Genomic DNA, 19,566 nt, shown 5'->3' on the forward strand with positions numbered 1-19,566 from the left:
ATTGACAATCAGTTCACGGGCCCAATAATGCGCCGTGGCGCAAGCTTCCACACCAACAAGGCATGGTCTTGCAGTCGTGAAGAATTTGATCATCTCTGACCTGCCACTGCGAATTTCCTCCAGAATTGATTAGAGTCCGGCCCATCAAAGGACGGACGAATGAAGAAGCAGAGATTTACCGAAGAGCAGATTATTGCGGTGCTGAAGGAGCAGGAGGCTGGTGCGAAGGCAGCCGACCTCTGCCGCAAGCACGGGATTTCAGAAGCGACGTTTTACAACTGGAAGGCCAAATACGGCGGTATGGAAGTCTCCGAGGCGAAACGGCTAAAGGCGCTTGAAGACGAGAACGCGAGACTGAAGAAGCTGCTGGCCGAGCAGTTGCTGGATGCGGCCGCGCTCCGCGAGCTTCTTGCAAAAAAATGGTAGGGCCTGCCGCCAAGCGCGAAGCCGTCACGCATCTGAAGGCCGTGATGGGTCTTTCGGAGCGGCGGGCCTGCCAGATCATATCCGCCGACCGCAAGACGATCCGCTACCAGGCGAACCGACCGCCGGAGACGGAGTTGCGAGCAAAGCTGCGTGACCTTGCCAACGAGCGTCGGCGTTTCGGCTACCGGCGGCTGTTCGTGCTGCTTCGGCGGGAGGGAGAGCTGTCCGGGGTAAACCGCATCTACCGGCTCTATCGCGAGGAGGGTCTTTCCGTTCGCAAGCGTAAAGCCAGACGCCGTGCTGTCGGCACGCGTGCACCGATCCTGGTCGAAGCGAAGGCCAATGCCCGCTGGTCGCTGGACTTCGTGCACGACCAGTTTGCCTGCGGCAGACGATTCCGCGTGCTCAACATTGTCGATGACGTGACGCGCGAATGCCTGGCAGCAATCCCGGACACCTCGATCTCCGGCCGCCGCGTCGCACGGGAGCTGACGACGCTGATCGAACGACGTGGCAAGCCCGGAATGATCGTCTCCGACAACGTCCTATAATCGGAATGAAACGCCGTTTTGGCAGCAGGTCGTTATCGCGTCGGTCTCCCGATGCGTTTGAATTATGATGTAGGCCCGGCCAATCGTCAACGAACGGTCTCTCCCATAACAAACACAGAGTACGCATGATCGCGGCTCTCACCGTCCTTAAGACGAGATCCTTTTTGCCGTCGAGCGGAAGGCCTGAACATTATCTACGAGGTCGCTGAGCAGCTCAACGCCTCCACGGCACTGTCAGAGAAGGGTCCTTCCGCTGTGGATCGTCCCTTCAAAGAAGGGGCGATAAGGTTCACCGCTTTTGATAACCGCATGTACGGTGCGGGCCATCTTGGCGGCGATTGCTGTTGACGCCTTGCGACGTAAATGGGTGTTGTGACGGTCCTTGGTGATGTATCGCTCGAACTTGTCGCGGAAGCTGTTGGCGCGCTGCAATATCGCGACTTGAGCTGCCATCCATAAGGTCCGCCTCAGCCGTGCATTTCCATATTTGGAGAGTTTGGTCTGGCCTCGAAACATTCCTGACTGGATTGTCGCAAGATCCATGCCGCAGAACTTCAGGAACTGGCGATGGTGTTGAAACCGGCGCAGGTCCCCAGCTTCTGCCATGATTGTCAGAGCATTGATTGGGCCAATGCCGGGGATTGTGCATAAGAGCTGGTAATCTGCGTTGTCCTTCAGCATCGCAACCGCACGCGCCTCGATCTCATTACGTTGGGCGATTAGGCTTCTGCCCTCGGCCAGGATCATACGAAACATGCAGATAGCGTCAGAGTCCGGTGCAACTGGAAGGCCTATCGAACGGGCGGACGTTGCGTAAATATCTGCCAACAAACGCTCTTTGCCAACTTTGCGACCAACCACCTCCCAGGCAGCTTTGATGAAAGCGTCCTTGTTCATGGCTGCGATGAAGTGCGGAGACGGAAACAGTTCAAGGAAAGCAAAGAACCAGTCGCTGCGCGAACTGCGGTGGAAGCGATCCGCTTCAGGGAAATACAACGGCAGGTAATGCGTCAGAATCCGATGCCACAGTTCGGTCTTCGACCTTGAGATCATATCGTGGGTCTTCGACAACTCCTGAATGTCGTTGGTGCCGCGCATCAACGGGTCATGGTAGAACTGCTCGGCACCAATGGTCATCATATGGAGGATAACCTGGGCATCCTTTGGATCATTTTTATCCCAGGAATTATGCAGTGCCTCCCTGGTCCGAGCCAGTGCGATGGACGAGATCAATTTGATCTCGAAGCCCGCTAAGCCGAGCCGATATGCCAATGCGCGATGATAGTTTCCCGTTGCCTCAAAGGCGACACGGACAGGACGCTGATAGCTACGCAGCAGGCCGATGAGGCGATCGAACTCATCGAGATTGTTGAGCACGATCACTCGACGTCGACGCTTTTTGTCCGGTGCTTCGATCAGCACCTCGTGGCGTTCTTTGGAAACATCGATAGCTGCCAGAACGGGGGTAAATGCGGTAATGTCACAATCGGTCATAGCCTGTCTCCTTTACAGTGTGGCTTCGCAAAACCACTGTGAGACCTGAGGCCTGGCTATGACCACCTGCTTCGCCTGATGGGGGCTACGCAGCTGGTCAAAGCCTCATTCAACGCAGACTTCCGAAGGTGTTACGGCACCGAACTCACCTCGAATGCTATCCTTGCTTGGTCGAAGGATCACAAGGTTGACTGGCACTACATCGCGCCGGGGAAGCCGATGCAGAACGGCTATGTCGAGAGCTTCAACGGCCGGATGCGCGACGAACTGCTCAACGAAAGCCTGTTCTTCGGTCTCGATCATGCCCGAAGCGCCATTGCCGAATGGGCGGACGACTACAATCCTGTTTCATAACACCCATCTTTCTATGTCATTGAAAGAAATAGATTTTCCTGATCTGGAGGCGATCCCGCGGGGTGGCGAGGGTTCTTCCGTACACGATCGAGAATCTGACGTGCTTGCGGGGTCGCGAGTTTGGAACGGCTGAAGATCCATGGGCCATCGGGTAGCGGATGAGCCCCCTTAATATCGCCAGCCTCGGCCGCCAGACGCAGCGTCTTTGGCGATATCCCGAGTAACTTTGCCGCACCGCCCAGATTAAGCCATGGCTCAACCCCGTCGATCTGCGGACGGAAGACCGGAATCTTGCGATATGACCTCAGCGCGGTGACCCGCTCCCGTGTCCAGCGATTGCCATTGCCGGTCGTCAGTCCGTTGCGATTGAGGACACCGGCAATCACATCATCATTGGCGATCAAGACGAGCTGTTTCACAGCGTCGACAATGTCGTCAGGGGTCGCATTTCTTTGGCTACGGTGTCGCTTCGGCAGGCGCAGTTCGGTGTGGACGCCTCCAACCCAATGAATGACGAGGACGATCTCAGAGGTTCCATCATCGAGATCGGCGACCACTTCATTGATGAGCGTGCGCACAATGCGCTTCTTCAGCCTTGCATCGGTTGTCGGCGCCGTCCAGACGGCGCGAAGGTTTCCCGCAAGTGCGGTTACCTGTGATGCGGACATGGGGAACGGATGCGGCGTAACTGTCCGATGTTTGGCAATCTTGGCCTCGATCTCACCGACGCCAGTCAGCGCCTTGTTCCAGCGTGCTTCCAGCTCCGACGTCACCAGCCTATTCTCTGGATCGGCCGCGTCATATTGCCGGAATGCCCGGTCGGCTACATAGCGTGCTGCCTCGAGGTCGCGCATCAGGGCATCCTGAACCTGATCGCGTTGGTTGGCCATATTGCGTTCCGCCTCGACGGCGGCGGCAATGGCTCCTGGCTCGACCACGCCGAGAAGTGCCTCTTCGATCGCGTCATCGACCCGCAGACCGCCGAAGGCGATGCAACGTGGTTCGCCGTTGTCGAGCAACCCTCGCCAACAGGAATAGCGCGGGATGTTATGGTTGGCTCCTGTGTAACGAACCGTCAGCTTCCGGCCGCACCTTTTGCAGCGGAACAGGCCGGCAAGCAGAGCGTCGCCATGCTTCGGCGCTCCATGATGGCGACTGGCCGGTACATTGTCGCTGACCATCTTGCGGATCTCCTCCGCCCGTTCCCAACTGATGTAACCTTCGTGCGCATCCGGGATCAGCGCCAGCCATTCATCACGCGCCTTGCGGCGAATTCCAGATCGGCCATCGTATCCTGGTACGGAACGACTCTTACCATAAGCATAAGCGCCGCCGTAGATCGGGTTCGCAATCATCCGGTGGATGGTGGCATAATTTGGCCTGCGCCAGATGACGTCACCGTTGGCGCACCTGACGGGCAGGTCCAATCCCTGCTCAAGGAACCATAGCAAGGCCTGCCGGGCACTCCCGAGTTCGGTGACCTTGTCGAAGACGAGTGCGATGGCTTCCTGGATGCGCCGATTGGGATCCTTCTCGATCCTGTCACCGGCCTTTACGAAGCCGGCCGGAACAGTGACGACGAGTTCACCGCGGCGAGCCTTCTCATAGCGGGCGGAAAGGGAACGCTGACGCAAGAGATCGAGTTCATACTCGTTGAGGCTGCCCTTCAAACCCAAGAGCAGGCGGTCGTTGCCCTGGCGGGGCGCATAAACTGCTTCCTGGTCGACCAGGACGGTATCGACAACGCGGCACATCTCGATGAGTTGCTGCCAATCGCGGCTGTTCCGGGCGAAGCGCGATACCTCACGCGCGGCCACGGCGCCTACCTTGCCAAGGCAGACTTCCGCCACCATCCGATCAAATCCAGCGCGGGTCACGCCGCCGGCGGCCGAACGACCAAGGTCGTCATCCACCGTCTCTATATGTGACCATCCAAGCGCTGCCAGACGGTCGCGCATGGCGTACTGGAGGGCGCTGCTCTCTCGATTGTGCAGAACCTGGTGAGCCGAGGACTGCCGAACATAGAGGATGGCCTTCCGCTCCAGATGATGCGGCGCGATCTTCTCATGCATCATGACCGGCCTCCTTCTGTTGGCAGGCATGTCCGCACTTTGCGTGATCGACGAACAGCCGCACGATGAGCACCGTCAACGCTTGGCGGGTCTCCTCCGGCAACTCCGGCCATTGCGGCGTCCCTGCCGTCTTCCCCCGCTGCGGGGCCGAGAACAGATCGAACTGGCATGTCATGGGCTGGCGAGGCATGAACATCTCTCCGACTCGTTTCGTGAAAGACCAATGCTGCGCCCATTACCGAAGATTGCGATGAGGCATCAGCGTCCTTCAGCAATCTTGCCAAAGAATGCAGGCTTGCGAGATCGACGTGCGGGACCGCCAGGCTGCGCCAACAACCACTCACTGATCGGTCGAACATCCACGACGGGACCTCAAGAAGTCGACCAGAAGAAGAACCAGAAAGGCTGCAGCGGAAAATATGCGTCCCTTTAGACACCGCCTCATGCACGTGAACAAGCCGTCCGGACCAGGGATGCCACGGATACAGAAGCTCGCGAACCTCGGTCCCGTGGGTGTTCTGTCGTCGTGTTGTACAATAATTTCCGGCCGCACTCATCGCTCGGATATCAGACCCCGGCAGACTATGCCGGGACCATCGCCGCAACCGGCTCCAACGCTGCGCAAGATGAAAGCTTCGCGTTTCCGCCGGTTGCTCACACCGCGCCACTTGGCATATTCAAAACCGCCGAGGCTCCAATCGCAGTCGGATGAAAATTCAGTGGCAGGTCATCTCGCTTCGTCGGAGCGTCGCGGCCTTAATCACTAGGCTCAGGACTCGTTAAATCACATCCAGAAGATGACGGCTGCAGCGATGCATATGCTTGAGAAATAGGTGTGTGCGCAGCGGTCGTATCGGGTGCATGCCGCGGATGAGATCCTCGAGTGCGCTCTACGATATCCCCTGCGATGAGTGATTTGCTCGGCAAATAGCCAGTTTTTGTGCGCGCGATGGCACTGAAGAACAGGATCGCATTGTTCATCGACGAGGAACTGGCGGATTCCACCATCCCACGTCCGGATGTCGGCGAGGAGACTTTGAAGGTCGTCGATTCCATTTTCGGTCAGACCCTTCGTGCCATCGGGCCAGACAAGGGCGGCGAGCGCATCGCAAATATCCTGACCATCATTGAGACTGCCAAACTCCATGGCCACAATCCACCGGAGATCTATTTGACAGACGTCCTGACCAGGATACAGGATCACCCCAAGGACCACCTCCAGGAATTACTGCCGTGGCTTTGGACGCCGGCGATGCGAGGCTGCGTGATGGCACGTTCAAGGTTCATCTAAACGCTGAAAGAAGTCGCCAGCATGATCGGCGAGAACCTCGATTGGCGGTCGCCTCCTCGAAGATGATCGACCGTGTCATGGTAGGTGAAGCGCGTCCCATAGTCTTCAGCCGGTTGGCTTCCGATACGTCCATGCCGCCGAATTTGGTCTTCCATTTATAGATGCTGGCATTACTGACGCCGTGCTTGCGGCAAAGCTCCGAGACCGGCGTGCCAGCCTCGTGCTCCCTCAGAACGGTGATGATCTGTTCGTCTGTGAAACGTTGCGCTTCATTCCCTGGTCAAGGTCAGATTGTCGACGGACAAGACCTCAATGGGGGAAATGATTGTAGCGCATGGCCATGGACTTAAAGCCAATCGGCAATTCAGGATAGACGGCCTTCGCCGGACGGATACGTACTATGGGCGTATTCGAGATGATAGCCGGTCGATCCGGCGCATCAACGACAGGTCGCCATCGAATATTGCATTACCGGGGCCAAGGTTATCGACGCCAGATGGGGTCTTGCTCTTACGGTTCACTTTAGCTTCGGATGTAACGCAATCACACCCCAGCAACTCGCCCTCCATGGTATAGTTCATATCAGGACAGTGAACGACATCGGCGAATTCAAAAGCAGAATCGGACGCCGCTCAGGAGGCCTGGTTTTCTTAGAGCTGCTGGCGTCCCAGGGTTAAAGTATCGCTGTTAGAACAAGTTTTGCTTCAACGCGACAATGCGTCATCAAAGACGCGATTTAGTGTGAACGCTGGCGATGAAGCTTGCGCTTCGGAAAGTGAGAAGGACCACGCACTATGGCCAATCGCACGAGAGAAATTATGGCGGTCAAGTATCTAACGGATGTCATGCGAAGCCGAACTCCAGCCTATGTTCCAGACGGCAGCATTAGAAATGAATTAGAGTGGCCGCGACCAGTCCCCGGCCGCTCCTTGAAGGACGCACTTGAAATTCGAATAGACCGGCTTCTAAGTCGAACTATTCCCGATACGCCTGCATATAATAAACAACGGCTCTATGCATTGAATGCAATACATCGAGCTAATATTGGTGAGCTTACCGCGAACCCGGATCCTAACGAACTCCATCGCGTCATTGATAAAATCTATGCAAGGCGCCCGCAGTTCCCGATAGCTCTTTCTCCTAATGTAGCTGCTGCACTTTATGAGAAACTGCAGCAATACGCCAAAACCAAAGAAGGCGACCCGCGAGAATTCCCACACATTGAAATTCTGGGTCACAGACGCGATGAACTGCAGCTTCATCAATTCGATGAAAACTTTTCAAGCGGTACGCCCCGTAATCCAGCTTTACAGAAGGCCACTCTGAAGGAGCTCAATACTTTGTTGGACAAGATCGTGCCGGACGGCGCTTTTTTCAATGGTCTGCGCCAGGCGGTAGTAGATGAGGTTTGGGAAAGTGGCGAAATCTTGTCACGCTGGGCTAAGCGGGAGGCGGAAATTGTGGAAACGAGGGCCACCACTGGCGAAATAGGCTTCATCCCGAACTCCTTTCACTATGGCAAAGTGACGGTGATCAGAGCCATTGAAGAGAAAATCGTTCCTCGGAGATCGGAGTTACTACCGCAACAAAGGTTAACTCCAGAAACTGCTGTAGACATCGCAAGGTTGATACAACGGCATTGCGACCTAACCTGGCAGCGTGGTGGTAATCGTTTTTTCCTGCCCAAGCAACTGCCAAAAGGGATTAGGGACTCAATACGTCGAGCGCCTCCTCAACGAGGGCGTAACAGAGTCGCCAAGGAAATGGCAACGCGTGTTCTTGATGCCATGGACGCGGTCGTTGGCCCTCGTCGCGGAAACTTCGCGAGCCGCGCGTGGTTCCTCAAAGCGGCGTCGGAACACCGGGAATACTGGCTGGAGCGGAACAGTACGGCAGCAGATTCCCCGACCCTTTTCTCGTTGCTCCGCAGCTATTCGCGCGTCTTGAAATCAAGGACTTTGGAGATGGAAAGGCTTGTGCGAACCATAGAGGGTTACCACCGAGCCTGGCAAGGTCGTCTGCGCGAACTGCCAGAGAATGATCATCTAAAGAGATCAACAGTACCCGTACGGTCGAGCAAAATCGATTTAGAACATTCCCAAGTCATGCTTGAACTTGCCAAGGCAGCCAATATGCCTGGTCAACAGAAACTAAAACTGCCGCATCGCAATGAGTCAAAGGTGGTGGCGCCGGCTGAAAATCTGGCACGATCTATATCACCAAAAATAAAAGCGCCGCACCCCTTACAAGGGACTTCCGGCTCTTCCAGCCATAACGTCAATGGAGATATTGAAATAGGCAAATCGCCTAATGGGAGTAAGCGGCCACGCGAACTGGAGGAACGTGAGAGGGCCAACTCGATCAGCCTCTGAGAGATAGGTAACTTTTCGTGGCAACTGGCCACCTGTCAAGGGTCGACCACGTTGTTTTTTAAATGATCCTCTCGCTCGTTGCGGGAGCGCTCGCGGACAATTTTGATTGTCGATACCGGATCAATACATGGAGAGGTAATCGCGGCGCGATCCCCTTCCGGCATGCCCCTGGAGGATGACTACCTGCATTGCCGGGACCAAGGGTGTCGACGCCAGATGGGGTCTGCTTGCCGCTTAGTGCTTGCGCGGCATAACAGGATCTGCCGTTCGGCAACACGGAGTAGCAAGCTGGACGGCAGGTAGTGAGGGTGATGAGATGATGGGAACCGGACGAACCGGGGATTGGATTAATCCGAGATTCTCAAGACGCTCCGAGCGCGTTAATTTGATTGAAACCCGATCCGGGGATCCGGGGACTTCATCACGGGCCGCGGCCTTATGCGCCGCTGCGCGAAGGCGGGCGCATGGCTTGCACGCACCAGAGCGGCATCAGAGATTTTCTCTCTTGCAACAAACGGCCGCTCGAACGCGCGAATCGTGAGTTTAATAATCTAACCCGGGGCTGCGAGTCCGCTTACGCTCGTTTAATTCGCGTCGATTGCCTTCCGATCCATTGATCTCATCATGCGCCGCCTTCGATCCCAGCGCGGCGGCCGGTTCTTGCAACGAAGTGCCTTTTGACTTGCGAAAGCTAATGGTAGCGGGGTCAAAAGCTAGCCTCTCCGCGTCATCTACACCATCTTCCATACGACCAGTTGCAGCTTTGGTATGGCTCCCTTCTCCAGTCACATACGCTCTCCACGCCGACCGGTCGTCATCGAACGCCCCCGAAGAGTGGCTGTCCTCGTTCGATCGCTGTGACCTTTCAGGAGAGACATTTTCGTCCCGAAACAATTCGTTGCTACCAGGCGAGGCCGTTCGGCTGCTTAAGCCCTCTGTCCCTGATGCGGGCGAGGGTGCAGATTGCGCCTCGAAGAACGGGTCATGATCGACATCCGCTCGCCTCGCCTCGGCCTCACCATCAAGGCGTACCAGCGTTGGATCTCGCTTTTCCCTTTCCAACTGATGGGAAAGCAAGCCGATACTGGGCTCGATATCATGGATCAACGCGACGTCGTCCCTCGACCGATCTTGGAATAAATGGTCTATCGTGTACAGGCGCTCTCTAATATCCTCATACAAATGGCTCACCTCATCAACCAGCTCTATTGCCTGCTCAGACGTGAACGGGATGGTGGGTCGCACCTGTCTGGGCAGGCCCCTCTCCCGCGCTCGAAGGAACCGAAAAAGCTCCTCGGATTTGTCAATAGCATTTAAGCTCTCAGCGATTGTTTCACCGGTAGCAGTCCAGCCGAGCCCTTGCTGGTAGGGAGCGAAGTCGGTAAACTTCCCAACTCGTTCAATCAGCAAGCGCCGCCGATTGAGTGTTGGGCGGCCTGGGTCAATATGCTCATCAATCATAAGGCCCACAGCGTGGAAGCGAGTCTGAATCTCCGGACAAAAGACCGCCGGCTCACGCCTATGGATTCCTTCAGCGATGCACTCCCCGATATAGCCTACCGCCCGTTCGCGTGCTATTGTAGCTTCAGCCATATCCCACAACTCATTAGTGCGGTTGGCCCAGCGTTTCTTTAACCTTGATAGGTTCGCCAGTGCAACGAAGGTATCCAAGCTGTCTTTCATGGAAAACTCGTTGTTCATTTTCAACTCGTCTCTTTGTTTGCTGAGTCGACGGGGAGTAGTGTTAAACGGCCTGCAATCTTAAAGGCGTCGCGGTCTGCTGCTATGCTACGCAAAGCGCTGGTTGAATCGGCCCCCGTTTGAGCCGCCCCTAAAATGTTTGAAGGAAGCGTCTTCGGCCAAACCTCATGTTTGGCGGTGAGTTGGAAAGACCGTGTGGGTTTGCGTTTTCGACCGGAGTTTTCGCTTTCAAGCGTTTCGCAATCTCGGTCGGCCGCGCGCGCTCTGTGCTAGAGGACGCTTGGTCTCGCAATCCATCGTCGTGTAACTCCGGTGTTTCCAAGTCGTACGTCTAACACCCAGAACCGACTAGCTGAACCAAAATCGTGTTGCATTTGTCGCTCGTTAGCTATGCAAGCCAATCCTTCTTGCGAAGATGACGCGCGGCGATGCGGTTGAGAAGGTCGGCAAGCCGCGCCCGCGGAGTGGCTGTCGCACGGATTGATTAAAGCAGCCTAACCTGCGGCCTTCACCGACCTTACGTGAAGCAGGTTTTGTTATACGCTCAAGAGCGGACCGCTTCATTGGCGACTTGTGGGGATACCGTCCGCAAAAGTCGTCACGATCTTCAAATGCAGAAATGTGCAAACTACTTCGCAGTCACCCAGCACATCGTTGCGCTAAAACGCTCATTTGGTTATCGTTGAGCAAATTAAGCCGGGGCAATTCGAATCCGTGCAACAGTTCCAGCATTTGCGATGGAGAACTTCAAGGACCAGAAAAGGTAAAAGCCGCGCCGAACCCAAGCTCGGGCGGTTTGATGACGACTTTTCATATCTTCTAATAGCAAACCTCCCAGCTCGATCCAGTCTAAAACGCCCGTGGGATCGTGTCCATGGAAGTGGTGTAGGTCGCGGCTGATGGCCGTGCTTTCCGACATTGGGTCGGAGGGATATCAGCGAGCCACAGCGGGCAGACTGATTTGCGGATCATCGCTCATTTGCGCCATGGTCTCAAGGGTCATGTATCTGGCGCGTTGGACGGCCCATTCATCATTCTGTTCGAGCAGCAATGCGCCGACGAGACGGACGATAGCATCATCGTTCGGAAAGATACCGACGACCTCGGTACGTCGCTTGATTTCGCCGTTGAGACGCTCGATTGGATTCGTCGAATGCAACTTTGCCCGATGCTCTTTCGGAAAAGTCATGTAGGCAAGCACGTCCTCTTCCGCATCGTCCATGATGGTGGCGAGCTCCGGCACTTTTGGTCTGATCTGATCGGCGACGCTGCGCCATTGAGCGCTTGCTGCCTCCGGCGTCTCCTGGGCAAAGGCCGTTGCAATGAAAGCGGAGACCACCCGCCTACCGCTCTTTCCAGCATGCGCGAGCACGTTCCTCATGAAATGAATCCGGGGGCTGAGGCCCGCGGTCGGGATGCCGACAGCCGCTCCACGCTGCGTCAGAAGAAGTCTATGGCCATCGTCGCCAGCCTCTTCGATCTTTGGGAAAAGGAATGGGCAAGGTCTAGCGATCCATGATGCCCAGGGATGTTCCGCCTGCAGTCCTATTTCTACAATGGCGAGCGACAGGGTTATGGGGCCGGATCAACCATCATCTTGTGATGGAGGCGCGTGACTTGGAATGTCGGGAGGCCTCGCCGTCTGCGGGCGTGATCGACAGTCAAAGCGTGAAAATCACGGAACGTGGGGGAATTTCGGGCTATGACGCGGGCAAGAAGATCAAGGGACGCAAGCGTCATATCGTCGTCGACACGCTCGGACTGATGGTCGGCCTCATGGTTCACAGCGCCGATATTCAGGATCGCGACGGCGCGCCTGCCGTCCTCAAAACCATCAGGCGCTGGCCGTGGCTGAGGCATATCTTCGCCGATGGTGTTTATGCCGGACCGAAGCTGAAGGGCGCACTGCAAAAGATCGCTGCGTTCACGCTCAAGATCGTCAAGCGGACCGATAAGGCCAAGGGGCCTCGAGGTTCTGCCGCGTCGCTGGGTCGTGGAGCGCACCTTCGCATGGCTTGGCAGATGCCGACGATTGGCGAAGGATTGGGAAAAGTCCGTCGCATCAGCCGAGGCCTGGATCACTATCGCCCACATTCGGCTCCTGACACGACGCTTGGCAAGGTGCGGATATTGTTGAAACCGAGAGGAAGTCAATCTCCTGTGGTTGAAGAGGTGCTAGCTCGACGCGTGAACGGACCGCAGCAGCTACATTACAACTGTAACGCGCATGCGTTGACGCTCATCCCAAGCATTGTGGTATATAACCACATCCTCCACAGAAATGCCTCTGCTTTGAGAAATAGTGGCGCGGGGAGTTTCACATGCGTCTTAGTCGCCAAGCCAGCATCCGGCCAACTCTGGTCAAGCCGTCACATCCCAACTTTTGATCGATGCGTCGTTAATGTTACAGTTCCAATTTTAACTTTTAAGGAGCAGTGAGATGCGAATTGGGATTAAGCAACTTCCACGCTTTTCGCCACTACGGATCGTTGAAAGGCCGGGGCCGGCCACCAAGACACCGACTGCGCGCGATGTAGCGGTTAACTCACCCACTGTGCGTCCTTCCCCGCGCGCCGCAATCTCAGGTGGCGCGGATCCTGCGAAACCAAAGAAGGAGCTTGCAGAACAAGGAGCAAGTACAAGGTATAGCAGATCCCAAGGGCAAAACCTGCGTGGGTTGAAGTACGCCTTGTTAATAGCTGCTGGGGGCTACGCCTACGATAAGATCGTCAATGACTTTCCCCTCTCCACCACATCGCTGCATGACGGTAAAAAAGGATTCACCTCCAGTGAGCGGCTCAGGAGGGCTCAAGGCAGGGCACGAGAAGCTCACACGCGGTATCATGCGGCCACCGCTGAAACTCAGCGTCTAAACAAGCCGCCGATAAATCGAATTCGTACCTGCGGCGATAGACAATTTGTCACCATGATTGACTACCGGGCAGCGACGCGTGTTCACATTGCGCGGCGGGTGGACTCTGCTGATGCCCGCCGGTCGCTCGCCCTGAATCTGAATTGCATGAGGGGCCTTCTCGTGAAGGACGACTGCGTGGCAAGGTATATGCCGCCTCAGGTTCCGAAAAACTTCGACCTAACAAAAAGCCCAATCTATGACGAGAAGAATAAGTATGCGCTGACGGGAGTTTTCAACGAGCAGACCGGCGCGTATGGATACACGTCAAGATCGATTACTCATCCATTCATCAACAACGGCGTCCGGCACTTCAGGAACACTTTCCGAAGCGAGAAGGGCTTGTCGTTCAAGAACTGCGTCGAGATGCTCGAGCCGCTCCTGGCCGGTAAGACCTGCGGTCTTAGCGAAGAGGCGCAGTTTGCGGCCGGTCAGACGATCCTAAACTTCAGAAAGGTATATGCTGCTGAGGCGCACTGGGGACATGCCGAAAACGTTCTGATGAAGACGCTAATCGAGCATGGTTTGCTCTCCAAAGAGGAAACGGAAAAGCTCGATGCGACCTTAATGTTTGAGGATCCCAAGAAGAATAAGCTCAAGCGCAATTCCAGTTTGGTGGGGCCGTGGCTGCACAAGCTAGACATCTGGCTCCAGGAACTGCGATCCGGCTATGATCCCGAGCTTGTTGAGGATCTGAACCACCCGGAAATAGCAGGCATGAAGAACCTGCCGATCGCTCATGTAAAGCTGAATGAGCAAGGAGACGGATTCGAAGATTGTTCTGGACTTGGTGACTCATTTACATGCGCAAACGCCGTCGCCTGCATGAACCACGCGCGTCTGATGAGTGGTCAGGCACGGTTGTCAAAGAAAGAGGTCATTGTGATCGTAGCCTGCCTTAACGCCGTATACGACGACACGAGTTCGATTCGGCATACACTCCACGAGGTGGCGCGTGGCTGTTTTGTGGGCGCTGGATATACGGTTGAGGATGCAGACGCTTTCTATCGTGAAGTCTGCCGAAAAGCAGCGGAAGAGTACTATGGCGGCAGGAATATATCGGGCCGTTTGCAAGGCAATTCGCCTCATTCAAAGCCTGCGGAAGGAAGTCTTCTTAGGAAAGAACCGGATCTGAGAGAACCGCGTAACTCCGAAATGCGGCTGTCTGCAGCGCGTTCGCGTGACCGAAGTCATGGATTTGGCTTGTGAAAACAAACGCCGTGCCCGATTGTTCTGCTGTCAGCGAGGCATCGTAATCTATGACGGGCACCTTGTGGCCGCGTGCTGATGAACGCGGCCACAGGTTGAGCCGGTCATTCCGACGTCGCCATTATAAGCCCCTGAAACAGCTTCGGGATGTCGATCCCAGTCAACGGCTTTTCGCCAGTGGACGAAACGGCCGGATGCGGAGGTGTGATCAGGTTCGGCGTCACGATGAAGGGGTGCGTGGACATGAACAGGTTTTCGAAGGGAAACACACCTTCCCCGGTCGGCCGACGTGCACGAGCAAGTTTTATGATGACCTGTGACCTGACCTGATGTGATGGACGGCCTCCGCTCTCGGCATCGCAATGTGCCAAGATGTGGGTGTCGAACTCACATCAGGAGATGCATCCATGGAGAAGGTTACCATAATTGGCCTGGATATCGCTAAGCAGTATTTCAGGTTCACGGGATCAATGAGGCAGGCGCGATCGTGTGCCGTCGCAGGCTTCGCCGTGACGATGTCGTTACATTCTTCAAGGTATTGCCGCCGTGCCTGATCGGAATCGAGGCTTGCGCGACCGGACACCACTGGGCTCGGGTTCTCATGGCACTGGGTCACGAGGCTAGGTTGATGCCGGCGTCTTACGTTAAGCCCTACGTGAAGCGTCATAAGAATGATGCGACCGACGCCGAAGCGATCTGCGAGGCGGTAACGCGGCCAACTATGCGCTTCGTTCCGGTGAAGAGCGACGAGCAACAGAGTGTGCTGATGCTGCATCGGGTCCGCGAGCTTTTGAGCGGCAGCGGACGATGTTTGTGAACGCCTTGCGCGGCCACTTGGCCGAGTTCGGCATCGTGACGCGTCAGGGCATCCCCGATGACAGATGACGGCAGGTCGAAAGGAAGAGGCTCAGCGGGCCGTTCTCGCCATCATTGCGATGGTCTCGCAGGCATTTCAACGAAGGGCCGCTGTCGCCGCCCTCCGGATGGTCGAGCCCGCCGCAGGATTGATTACGATCCTGAGCACCTGATGTTGCTGACACGGGAGGCGCTTACCGCGATACCGGTTTCGCATGTGATATCCTTGATGACCGGCGCAAGTGAGCCGAGTTCGTCATCGGTGAGCGCAATCAGCTCCGGATAGTCGATGTCGACGCCGGTATAGTCCGCCGTCAAAGCGCTGGACCAATCGCCGCCGTTGATGCGGTATTCATGCGTGTCGAAATCGATGTCGAGCTCCTCCAGCAGGATGATGGTGAAGCGCCCGAGGATCTCGATCTCACCTTCCAGCCGGTACGCGGCATGGTCGTCGTCGCCGGCAAGAATGCTCCGCTCCAATGCCATGATGGTCCGGATACGACCAGCAGCCGCCTCCAGTCCTTCCAGCAGTCGCTTATGGAGCTTTCGCGAAACGTCGGTATCGCAGCCGAAGCGGTTCGCCAGGACGACGAGCCGGAAACCGGAAAGCTTGGTGTAGAGCGCAAGGTTCTGGTCAGATGTCATTGTGTGATCTCCTTCATCTTGATGACAGAGATCGGCCACTCGTGGCAAAGAGGGGTCAAGGACCGCGGGACGTGGCGCGCAAGCGGGGGAACCGATTTTTTCGGGAAGCGAAGGCGGCGGAAAAATTGGGGGAGACCGCGCCGTCCTTGACGCCGGATTTGCTGGAGTAAACTGGGACGTCAGAGAGAGAAGAGACCCGCGGATCCGGAGGGGACGCGACCGTATCCGGTGTGAGCCGGAGGGGAGCGTTGAGGGGTGAAATCCCTGACAACCGGGAGGCCGGTCGATCCGGCCGACAGGCTCATATTCCAGCAGAATGAGAGCCGCCTCAGAAAGGCGGCTCGGCGTCGATGATGCCGTCCTGTTCGGCAAGCGCCGCGGCCAGATCGGCCTGGGCGAGTTGAAGCTCCGCTTCGACCTGGCGCCGCTCGACGGCGTCGCAGGCGTTCCTCAACTCGGCGCGCAGCTCCTCGATGTGCTGTTCGATGGTCATCGTCTCATCTCCTTGAGTTCGTGAAAGACGAGACGGCGGGGCGGGAAGAGATGGCAGGGTCAAGGAGCGCGGAAGCGACCGGCGGAGCCGGCGAGTGGGAGAGCCGATTTTGTTGGAGTGGAGGGAACCGGAGCGGAGGCAAAATTGGGGGCAACCGCTCGTCCTCGAGGCCGGCATTTCTTCCCGGCACGATAGCGTCATCTGAGCAGACAAATTCCGGTTCCGTATCGCACCGAAAAAGCCGGCGGAAGGCTCGATGCCTGCAACCGGCTTATCTTTGACGCCGGTTGGCCCCGCCTCGGCGGCGGGACTTGTCCGGATCTCAGTCCCGGTTGGGGCGGGACCAGATCAGCTGGTAGCCGTCCTCGCCCTCGACCTCGGTGAGCGTCGCGTAGATCGGAGCGGGGAAGCTCGGATCGTCGAGCTTGACCGAGAGGTAGTCGCGGTCCTGCTCGGAGCGCTTCTGCCAGGCCGCACCCAGCTCGACGTTGCCGGCGTAGATGCGGAAGTGCGGGCCCTTGTCGGAGGGGTTTTCGACGCGGGCGATGCGGGCCTTGACGTTGAGGGCGAGCGTGCGGATCGAGCCATTGAAGCCGGTTTCGGAGGTGGTGAAGGTGCCGATGGTTGCCATTGTCGTATTCCTTTGTTGTTTCGGGCCGCGCCCATCGCGGCCTCGATGGCTGTCGCAAAGATCGGGGACGATCGGACCGCACCCCCGGGGTCCCCGTTGCGCCCGCGCAATGGGGTGGCTCGTAGGGCCGCAATGAAATGGAGGGCGGCCAGGAGAAACTTTGTTGTTCCGCGAGGAATGGGCGCACCGCGCTCAGGGGAAGAAGGTTTTGGAAGGCCGTTGCGGGAAGACGATCGAGGCGAAGCCGGTTTTTCGATCAGACATGCCTCATCGAGCCCGCGAAGGACGTGGCCTGGCTCAGTGGCGGAAGGAATATGACGATGGCAGCCGCGCCCCGACTGCCTGCCGGACCCTTGCGACCGCGGGCCTGCCGCCTTGCCACATGTCAAAATCAAACGTCCGGAAACAGCCGAACAAGGGCGCTGCGTTGCCCGTTCTTCGCGCTATTGTCGTGCTCGCGAATCCTCGCCTGGAGGATCTATGCGTCCGCAGCCAAAGCCGTTTACCGTCGAAATCAGGCCGTCCCGGAAGCTCAAACCGATCGACCGGAAAACCTGGATCTGGGGCAAACTGGACCTCACGGCTGATCCTGACACGCTCTCCGCGTCCAAGCCTGAACAGGTGCCGGCCGCTGGCGAGACCAACGACCGACACTGATGGCCCTCAGGCAGCGAGCCGCTCGCCAGCGGTTTCGGGCTGCAGGGAGTGCAGGAAACTTACGGCCCGCTGCGCATGTGCCGCCGCCTGGAAAATAGCCCGTCTGTCGTCGCTCAGGACCTTGAGCCAGGAGTCGAGGTACGAGGCGTGATCGGGCCGGGGTTCGAGCTCGGGAACAATGCCGAGGTCGGCGCACAGAAAGCAGCTGCCGAGTTCGGCGATCAGTTCCTCTCGCGCCCGCTCGGATTTGTCCTTGGCATAGCGGCTGAGGTCGCGGCCGAGGCGATGCGCCGGCGCCGTGAAATGTGTGACCTCGTGACTCAAGATCGCATAGTAACTTGCCGCATTCTTGAAGCTCTCAAACGGCGGCATCTGGATGATGTCGGCGGCCGGCGCGTAAAAGGCCTGCCCGATCTTTCAAATGGTTTGAGATGGGAGGCGACTGTCGTAGCTCCTTCTATGTCGCTTTAGCCGAGCGGCGGCGCGGGGATTTAGCCTTTTACAGCAAGGAAGTGCCGGAAGGCGTCGTATTCTTGCAGATTAAACGAGATATTTCAGACCTCGATTCCGGCTCGTGATACGGTACTTTGTCCATTAAACAGGCACAGGATACCAGAGATATGCATAGCGAAGAATCGACGCGCCGCATTGCTGGAATCGGGACCGGCAGGCCGGTTCGATTGCCGGAGGCGATCTTCGGCGAAGTGGCAAAACGTCTAATTACCGAAGACTTCGTGGAATCTGCCAATAATATGACTCGGCTTAAATTGGCCGGGCATTCGGCAAAAGATGCAGTCGAAAAGTCTGAGGCTGGAACGTTTCACACGCGGATAAATCGGCTAGGCAACACAAGTAAAGCCCTGTTCGAGGCGGCAATACCCTCCGAAGGGTTCTCAGCTAATCCCGACCTTAGACAAGGGGCTGCGACAGCCACTTTGCGAGCTTTTGCCATTGCGCCAACTCTTCCGTTTCAAACCAGGACCAGGAAAACTGCCTTGGTGGATCGAATCCTCGATCTGCCAAATGCCGGCAAGCAGCTCGCAGCAATCAGTGCTATCACGAAGCATTTACAAGTCCTCGCTCCGGAAGATAGGGATCGGCTCATCGACAGAGCTATTTTCCATTTCGAGCGCGAAGGTGCCCAGGGGAGCGTCCGAAACTATGCCGCCCGAATACTCGCTACTAACCATGGCACGCTGAGTTCAGAGTTGCGAACACGCGTCTTAAACGCGAGAAACAGCAATCCCGAGTTGGCGGCTGCCTATGCGACCGCAGAGGAGGTCGCGCGCTTTCTAGAAACCCAGCCGGCTCCCACCGTATTCAGGTCCGATCGTTCAGTGGATGAAAATATTGAAATCATTCAGCGAGAAACCGTGTCCTGCTTGGGCAACGTCGCTCTATCGAGCAAGCAGCGTATGGAGAAAATAGAGTCGATTGCCAATGCAACCACGGAAGCCGGCGAAATGTCGCGCGCGGAACTGATGAGTGCCACCAGACCGAGGCGGCAATACGACGAGGGAAGATAGCGTCGCTGATGAGCTGACGCCGGAAGTTTGCTCCGGTGCCGAGAGGCAGCAGACAACATGTAATTTCAAATGTAGTCAAAGTTCGATTTAGCCTACCGGGTCGAGATGATAGCTTGTGAACATCCAATGCATATCGGAGGCTGATTGATGGATAGAGAAAAGCAACAGCAGGCCACCGAGGTTCAAAGCTCTCCAAGTGCCGGGAGCCGTGTCGAACAGCAGACTTATTTCCCTCCTGAATTATTCACCGAAATTGCGAAGCACATGCCTTCCGACAATCCGGTGGAAACGGCAAAAATCTCGCGAACATCATGCTTGTAAGTCACGGGGTTAAGGATGCGGTTCAGGCAAGCCCGGTCGGGTCATTTCACGAGCGGG

General features: G+C 56.7%; 11 protein-coding genes and 12 pseudogenes. 10 read left to right on the forward strand and 13 right to left on the reverse strand.

What is annotated here, in order from left to right:
- Positions 1–9: 9 nt before the first annotated feature.
- A pseudogene (locus N2597_RS33820) lies at positions 10–102 on the reverse strand (hypothetical protein); the annotation flags it as partial.
- 57 nt (positions 103–159) lie between these two features.
- Between N2597_RS33820 and N2597_RS32990 the strand changes: the two are divergent.
- A pseudogene (locus N2597_RS32990) lies at positions 160–968 on the forward strand (IS3 family transposase); the annotation flags it as partial.
- Between the two features lie 243 nt (positions 969–1,211).
- On the opposite strand, the gene N2597_RS32995 reads toward N2597_RS32990, so the two are convergent.
- Positions 1,212–2,471 (reverse strand): IS110-like element ISRel25 family transposase, encoded by a 1,260-nt coding sequence (locus N2597_RS32995; protein ID WP_011053446.1) that lies wholly within the window; start codon positions 2,469–2,471, stop codon positions 1,212–1,214.
- A 135-nt stretch (positions 2,472–2,606) separates the two neighbouring features.
- Between N2597_RS32995 and N2597_RS33000 the strand changes: the two are divergent.
- A pseudogene (locus N2597_RS33000) lies at positions 2,607–2,813 on the forward strand (integrase core domain-containing protein); the annotation flags it as partial.
- Between the two features lie 23 nt (positions 2,814–2,836).
- Here the strand turns inward: N2597_RS33000 and N2597_RS33005 are convergent.
- Positions 2,837–4,900 carry a recombinase family protein gene (locus N2597_RS33005; RefSeq protein WP_011427411.1) on the reverse strand — a complete coding sequence of 688 codons (2,064 nt, stop codon included), beginning with the start codon at positions 4,898–4,900 and terminating at the stop codon, positions 2,837–2,839.
- Positions 4,890–5,087, reverse strand: coding sequence for a hypothetical protein (locus tag N2597_RS33010; RefSeq protein WP_037145433.1), 198 nt, complete (start codon positions 5,085–5,087; stop codon positions 4,890–4,892). The genes N2597_RS33005 and N2597_RS33010 overlap by 11 nt, the downstream gene beginning before the upstream one ends.
- 342 nt (positions 5,088–5,429) lie before the next feature.
- Here N2597_RS33010 and N2597_RS33015 point away from each other — a divergent pair.
- Positions 5,430–5,609 (forward strand): annotated as a pseudogene (locus tag N2597_RS33015) (IS3 family transposase); the annotation flags it as partial.
- Between the two features lie 252 nt (positions 5,610–5,861).
- Here N2597_RS33015 and N2597_RS33020 read toward each other — a convergent pair.
- Positions 5,862–5,978: pseudogene (locus N2597_RS33020) on the reverse strand (transposase); the annotation flags it as partial.
- Between N2597_RS33020 and N2597_RS33025 the strand changes: the two are divergent.
- A pseudogene (locus N2597_RS33025) lies at positions 5,979–6,188 on the forward strand (transposase domain-containing protein); the annotation flags it as partial.
- A 97-nt stretch (positions 6,189–6,285) separates the two neighbouring features.
- Here N2597_RS33025 and N2597_RS33030 read toward each other — a convergent pair.
- Positions 6,286–6,450: pseudogene (locus N2597_RS33030) on the reverse strand (transposase); the annotation flags it as partial.
- A 532-nt stretch (positions 6,451–6,982) separates the two neighbouring features.
- On the opposite strand from N2597_RS33030, the gene N2597_RS33035 reads away from it, so the two are divergent.
- Positions 6,983–8,560 (forward strand): hypothetical protein, encoded by a 1,578-nt coding sequence (locus N2597_RS33035; protein ID WP_103671223.1) that lies wholly within the window; start codon positions 6,983–6,985, stop codon positions 8,558–8,560.
- A gap of 543 nt (positions 8,561–9,103) precedes the next feature.
- Here N2597_RS33035 and N2597_RS33040 read toward each other — a convergent pair.
- Together N2597_RS33040 and N2597_RS33045 are read right to left on the reverse strand one after the other, a co-directional pair.
- On the reverse strand, positions 9,104–10,261 hold the full coding sequence (locus N2597_RS33040; RefSeq protein ID WP_011427406.1) for a hypothetical protein: 1,158 nt from the start codon (positions 10,259–10,261) through the stop codon (positions 9,104–9,106).
- Between the two features lie 934 nt (positions 10,262–11,195).
- Positions 11,196–11,654: pseudogene (locus N2597_RS33045) on the reverse strand (IS256 family transposase); the annotation flags it as partial.
- 122 nt (positions 11,655–11,776) lie between these two features.
- Here N2597_RS33045 and N2597_RS33050 point away from each other — a divergent pair.
- Positions 11,777–12,398, forward strand: a pseudogene (locus N2597_RS33050) (IS5 family transposase); the annotation flags it as partial.
- A gap of 303 nt (positions 12,399–12,701) precedes the next feature.
- On the forward strand, positions 12,702–14,381 hold the full coding sequence (gene xopAG / locus N2597_RS33055) for a XopAG/AvrGf1 family type III secretion system effector (RefSeq protein WP_011427403.1): 1,680 nt from the start codon (positions 12,702–12,704) through the stop codon (positions 14,379–14,381).
- Between the two features lie 63 nt (positions 14,382–14,444).
- Here the strand turns inward: xopAG and N2597_RS33060 are convergent.
- Positions 14,445–14,585 (reverse strand): annotated as a pseudogene (locus N2597_RS33060) (IS5/IS1182 family transposase); the annotation flags it as partial.
- A 203-nt stretch (positions 14,586–14,788) separates the two neighbouring features.
- Here N2597_RS33060 and N2597_RS33065 point away from each other — a divergent pair.
- Positions 14,789–15,248 (forward strand): annotated as a pseudogene (locus tag N2597_RS33065) (IS110 family RNA-guided transposase); the annotation flags it as partial.
- A gap of 141 nt (positions 15,249–15,389) precedes the next feature.
- On the opposite strand, the gene N2597_RS33070 reads toward N2597_RS33065, so the two are convergent.
- From N2597_RS33070 to N2597_RS33085, 4 genes and pseudogenes are all read right to left on the reverse strand, one after another.
- Positions 15,390–15,881, reverse strand: coding sequence for a hypothetical protein (locus tag N2597_RS33070; protein ID WP_042119538.1), 492 nt, complete (start codon positions 15,879–15,881; stop codon positions 15,390–15,392).
- A gap of 328 nt (positions 15,882–16,209) precedes the next feature.
- Entirely contained in the window at positions 16,210–16,374 is a 165-nt protein-coding gene (locus N2597_RS33075; RefSeq protein WP_165779456.1) for a hypothetical protein, read from the reverse strand.
- Positions 16,375–16,696: 322 nt separating this feature from the next.
- The gene (locus N2597_RS33080; RefSeq protein WP_011427400.1) at positions 16,697–17,005 is read right to left on the reverse strand and encodes a DUF736 domain-containing protein; all 309 of its coding nucleotides are present in this window, start codon (positions 17,003–17,005) and stop codon (positions 16,697–16,699) included.
- Between the two features lie 663 nt (positions 17,006–17,668).
- A pseudogene (locus N2597_RS33085) lies at positions 17,669–18,070 on the reverse strand (zincin-like metallopeptidase domain-containing protein); the annotation flags it as partial.
- A gap of 212 nt (positions 18,071–18,282) precedes the next feature.
- Here N2597_RS33085 and N2597_RS33090 point away from each other — a divergent pair.
- Positions 18,283–19,188: a hypothetical protein gene (locus N2597_RS33090; RefSeq protein ID WP_011427397.1), complete on the forward strand. Its 906-nt coding sequence runs from the start codon at positions 18,283–18,285 to the stop codon at positions 19,186–19,188.
- Between the two features lie 147 nt (positions 19,189–19,335).
- Positions 19,336–19,509, forward strand: a complete 174-nt coding sequence (locus N2597_RS33095; RefSeq protein WP_165779457.1) for a hypothetical protein — start codon at positions 19,336–19,338, stop codon at positions 19,507–19,509.
- Positions 19,510–19,566 lie beyond the last annotated feature (57 nt).

This window comes from Rhizobium sophoriradicis (assembly GCF_025200795.1).
In the GTDB taxonomy this organism is placed as follows: domain Bacteria; phylum Pseudomonadota; class Alphaproteobacteria; order Rhizobiales; family Rhizobiaceae; genus Rhizobium; species Rhizobium sophoriradicis.